The organism is Methylobacterium sp. P1-11 (assembly GCF_008329595.1).
Taxonomy (GTDB): domain Bacteria; phylum Pseudomonadota; class Alphaproteobacteria; order Rhizobiales; family Beijerinckiaceae; genus Methylobacterium.
The window spans coordinates 1-797 of the sequence record NZ_NPKS01000108.1; the positions used below are offsets into that span (position 1 = coordinate 1).

The 797-nt window shown below is 67.5% G+C and carries 1 protein-coding gene; it reads right to left on the bottom strand.

Annotated elements, in window-relative coordinates; genetic code table 11:
• On the bottom strand, positions 1-797 hold a 797-nt coding region (locus CIW48_RS32930), incomplete at both ends, for an FtsK/SpoIIIE domain-containing protein (protein WP_281407426.1).

The following is a 797-nucleotide window of genomic DNA, read 5'->3' on the forward strand; positions in this document are numbered from 1 at the left end:
TCGTCGGCGGTGACGGCGTCGAGGTAGCTGGGCCGGCCCTGGCGCTTGAGGTGGGCGACCACGGTCTCGACCTCGCTGTCGGAGCAGAACGGCCCGTGCACGCGCGTCGTACGCCCGCCGCCGGCCATGAACAGCATGTCGCCCTGACCCAGAAGCTGCTCGGCGCCCATCTCGCCCAGGATCGTGCGCGAGTCGATCTTGCTCGTCACCTGGAAGCTGATCCGGGTCGGGAAGTTCGCCTTGATCGTGCCGGTGATCACGTCCACCGACGGGCGCTGCGTCGCCATGATCAGGTGGATGCCCGCAGCCCGGGCCATCTGCGCCAGACGCTGGATCGCCCCCTCGATGTCCTTGCCGGCCACCATCATCAGGTCGGCCATCTCGTCCACCACGATCACGATGTAGGGCAGCGGCGCCAGGTCCATCGCCTCGTCCTCGTACACCGCCTCGCCGGTGTGACGGTCGAAGCCGGTCTGGACAGTCCGGGTCAGGACCTCGCCGCGCGCCGCCGCCTCGGCGACCCGGGCGTTGTAGCCGTCGATGTTCCGGACGGCGATCTTGGACATCTTCTTGTAGCGCTCCTCCATCTCACGCACGGCCCATTTGAGGGCGATGACCGCCTTCTTGGGGTCGGTGACCACGGGGGAGAGCAGGTGCGGGATGCCGTCATAGACCGACAGCTCCAGCATCTTCGGGTCGACCATGATCAGGCGGCACTCCTCCGGCTTCAGCCGGTAGAGCAGGCTGAGGATCATGGTGTTGATCGCCACCGACTTGCCCGAGCCGGTGGTGCCGGC